This window comes from Segeticoccus sp., assembly GCF_035708005.1.
Genome location: NZ_DASSTI010000003.1, coordinates 1 through 3,687 on the forward strand (window position 1 = coordinate 1; position 3,687 = coordinate 3,687).

The window sequence follows — 3,687 nt, forward strand, 5'->3', positions numbered from 1 at the left end:
CGCGGGTATCGGTACCTGTCGGTAGTGGCGGAGGAGCCACGGATCGGGCAGAGAACGATGAGCGAGCTGGCACAAAGCAGTCGGGACGTCTTGAAGCAGCTCGACGAGCGGAGCCCGTCGGCGTTCTACTGGCAGCTGACGCTGCTGGCGACGCTGGGCGGCTTCCTCTTCGGCTACGACACCTCCAACATCGGCTCGGCGCTGAACTTCGTCCCCTACGGGCTCACCGGCTTCGCCGAGGGCTACCTCGTCGCCGGCGCCTCCATCGGCGCGGCGGTCGGCGCCATCTGCGCCGGCCCGCTCACCGACAAGTTCGGCCGCAAGTCCCTGCTGATCGCGGACGCCGGCATCTACGCCGCCGGAGCGATCCTGTCGGCAGTGACCCCCGACGCGATCGTGCTGCTCATCGCGCGGACGCTGATCGGCCTGGCGATCGGCGCGGACTCCGCGATCGCCACCGCCTACATCTCCGAGTACGCCCCGCGCAGCCGGCGCGGCCAGCTGAGCATGCTCCAGCAGTGGATGATCACCGTCGGCATCCTCGTGTCCTACATCGTCGCGATCATCGTCTTCAAGGCGCTGCCCGAGAGCATGGCCTACTCGGTCGACTGGCGCCTCATCCTCGGCCTCGGCGCCATCCCCGCGCTCGTCGGCCTCGCCCTGCGCACCCAGATGCCGGAGTCCCCACGCTGGCTGCTGCGCCACGACCGGTACGAGGACGTCCGCAAGGCGGTGTCAAAGCTCGGCCTGACCGTGTCCCGCGACGACGTCGAGTTCACCGCGCACCGGCTCGAGGAAGCCGAGTCGGAACGCCGCCAGCACCAGTCGAGCCAGTGGACCAAGGGCGTCAAGCGGGCGCTGTTCGTGGTCTGCATCTTCTTCGTGTTCCAGCAGATCACGGGCATCAACGTGCCGCTCTACTACGGGCCGCACCTGCTCGCGCCGCTGTTCCAGGGCGCCCACGCCACCAAGGTCACGTCCACGATCGCCGGCGTCGAGGTCACCGCCATCATGACGGCGGTCAACGTCGCGGCCACGTACTTCGGCTTCCGCTACATCGACCGCCTCGGCCGCCGGAAGATCTCCATGGGCGGCTACACCGGCATGATCGTCTTCGCCCTCCTCGCCGCTGCCGGCCTCGGGTTCCTGAGCGGGACGGCGGAGATCTTCGTGGTCATGGTCGGCCTGTCGCTGTTCATCGCCTCGTTCGCCGTCGGCGTCGGCGGCACCGGCTGGCTGCTCCAGGGCGAGGTGTTCCCGACCGCCGTGCGCGGGCAGGCCGCCGCCTACGGCGCCACCGCCGACTGGGTCGCGAACTTCGCCCTGATCGAGGTCTTCCCGGTGTGGCAGGCGGGCATCGGCCTGCCGTGGGTGCTGGTCTGCTTCGCTGGCCTGAGCGTCATGGCGATCGCCTTCATCTTCCGCTACGTGCCGGAGACGAAGGGCCTGTCCGTGGAGGAGATCACCCACGTCTTCGAACGCCAGGCCGCCTCGGGCGGACGGTGACCGCTCGCGCCGTCACCGTCCGCGGTGCACCAGCAACAGCAGCCGTATGCCGTGTGCTTGCGTGCCGGCGCGACCCTCACCCGCGCTTGCGCGCCCGCACGATGGCGCTGTGCATGCCGGGCGCCGCCTCGTGGGTGAAGGTGACCTCGGCGTCCTCGAACCCCGCCTCTGCCAGGCCCTGCAGGTACTCCCGGCGAGACAGGGCGCCGGCGATGCACCCGACATACGAGCCGCGCTGGGCACGGTCGGTGGGTGACAGGTGGTCCTCGGCAACGACGTCGGAGATCCCGATCCGCCCACCGGGCCGCAGGACTCGGAACATCTCGCGCACCACGGCCGGCTTGTCGGTGGACAGGTTGATGACGCAGTTGGAGATGACCACGTCGACCGAGCCGTCCGGCAGCGGCACGTCCTCGATGGTGCCCTTGAGGAAGGCGACGTTGTCCAGGCCGGACTTGACCTTGTTGGCCTCCGCGAGCGCCAGCATCTCGTCGGTCATGTCGACGCCGTAGGCGAACCCGCTCGGGCCGACCCGCCGTGCCGACAGGAGCACGTCGATGCCACCACCGGAGCCGAGGTCGAGCACCGTCTCGCCCGGCCGGAGCTCAGCAACGGCAGTGGGATTGCCGCAGCCCAGGCTGGCCGCCACGGCGGCGGCGGGCAGCTCGCCCTGCTCCGCGGCGGCATACAGGCTGGCGCCGAAGGCGTCGTCGACCTCGCCGGTCCCGCCGCAGCAGGAGGAGTTGTCCGGGGTGCAGCACCCGGCGTCGACGAGGGGCAGCGCCTCGCGGCCCGTGTCGGTGACGGCAGTGGCCGCGGCGGCGTAGCGCTGGCGTACCTGTTCGCGGAGCTCGGTGTCGCTCATGGTCATCTCCTATCGATGGTTGTCGATGGGTAGAGCGTGCAGCACATATCGACAGATGTCAATGGATGGTGGGAGAATGGTCGGCATGGCCGCGCCAACCCCGTCCTCGCTGCTCGCCGACGACCTGCAGGCCTGCTGCGCGAGCGTCACCGGCGGCGCGCTCGACGTGGACCAGGCCGAGCGGTTGGCACGCGCGTTCAAGGCACTGGCCGATCCGACGCGGGTCCGGCTGCTCTCCCTCGTGGCCGCTGCCGAGGGCGGCGAGGCGTGCATCTGCCACCTGACCGAGCCGGTCGGTGTCGCCCAGCCGACGGTGTCGCACCACATGAAGCAGCTGGTCGACGCGGGCCTGGTGACCCGTGAGCAGCGCGGCCGCTGGGCCTACTACGCAGTGGTGCCAGAGGCCGTCGCGGCGCTCGGGTCGGCGCTGGAGACCGCGCTGGTTTCCCGCTCGTCCGCCTAGCTTTTTCAGCGCGCACTCACCCAACACACAGGTTGAGGAGGAAACCTCGGCCCGTGCCCCGGTTTCCGCGCAAGCTCAACGACGTCCTGAGCCTGTTCGGTGCCTTCGTGGCGACCGCGGTCGTGGCGGGACTCCTCGGCGCAGGGCTGTTCATCCCGGGGGTGGGGGCGCTCGGCGCGACGACGCGGCAGGCCGTGCACCTGTTCGACTCGCTGCCCAGCCAGCTGACGAGCGACCCGCTGTCCCAGCAGTCCAAGATCGTCGCCGCGGACGGCACGGTCATCGCCACCCCGTATGACACCAACCGCGTCATCGTGCCGCTGTCCAAGATCTCCCAGGCGATGCAGGACGCGCAGGTGGCGATCGAGGACGCCCGGTTCTTCCAGCACGGCGCTCTGGACCCCAAGGGCGTCGTCCGGGCGCTCGCCTCCAACCTGTTCAACAAGGGCACCGAGGGTGCGTCCACGCTCACCCAGCAGTACGTGAAGATCTCGCTGGAGGACAACGCCCTGCGCAACGGCAACCAGCAGGCGGCTCGGGCCGCCATCGTCCGCCAGGGCATCGCCGGTTATGCGCGCAAGCTGCAGGAGCTGAGATATGCGGTCGCGCTCGAGCAGAAGATGACCAAGGACCAGATCCTGCAGGGCTACCTCAACCTCGTCTACTACGGCGACCAGGCCTACGGCGTGGAGGCCGCCGCCGAGCACTACTACGGCATCCACGCCAGCCAGCTCGACATCGCCCAGTCCGCCATGCTGGCCGGCGTCGTCAACGAGCCGGGCGTGACCGACCCCATCCACAACCCGCAGGCCGCGCTGCACCGGCGCAACGTGGTGCTCGACAAGATGTACCA

Annotated in this window: 4 protein-coding genes; 3 read left to right on the top strand and 1 reads right to left on the bottom strand. The window is 69.6% G+C overall.

Annotated elements, in window-relative coordinates:
• Positions 1-57: 57 nt before the first annotated feature.
• Positions 58-1,506 carry a sugar porter family MFS transporter gene (locus tag VFL99_RS00260; protein WP_325104310.1) on the top strand — a complete coding sequence of 483 codons (1,449 nt, stop codon included), beginning with the start codon at positions 58-60 and terminating at the stop codon, positions 1,504-1,506.
• A gap of 76 nt (positions 1,507-1,582) precedes the next feature.
• On the opposite strand, the gene arsM is transcribed toward VFL99_RS00260, so the two are convergent.
• Positions 1,583-2,371, bottom strand: coding sequence for an arsenite methyltransferase (gene arsM / locus VFL99_RS00265; RefSeq protein WP_325104311.1), 789 nt, complete (start codon positions 2,369-2,371; stop codon positions 1,583-1,585).
• 85 nt (positions 2,372-2,456) lie between these two features.
• Here arsM and VFL99_RS00270 point away from each other — a divergent pair, with 85 nt between their 5' ends.
• Positions 2,457-2,834 carry an ArsR/SmtB family transcription factor gene (locus VFL99_RS00270; RefSeq protein WP_325104312.1) on the top strand — a complete coding sequence of 126 codons (378 nt, stop codon included), beginning with the start codon at positions 2,457-2,459 and terminating at the stop codon, positions 2,832-2,834.
• 53 nt (positions 2,835-2,887) lie between these two features.
• Positions 2,888-3,687: transglycosylase domain-containing protein (locus VFL99_RS00275; RefSeq protein WP_325104313.1), on the top strand; the 800-nt coding region annotated here is incomplete at its 3' end.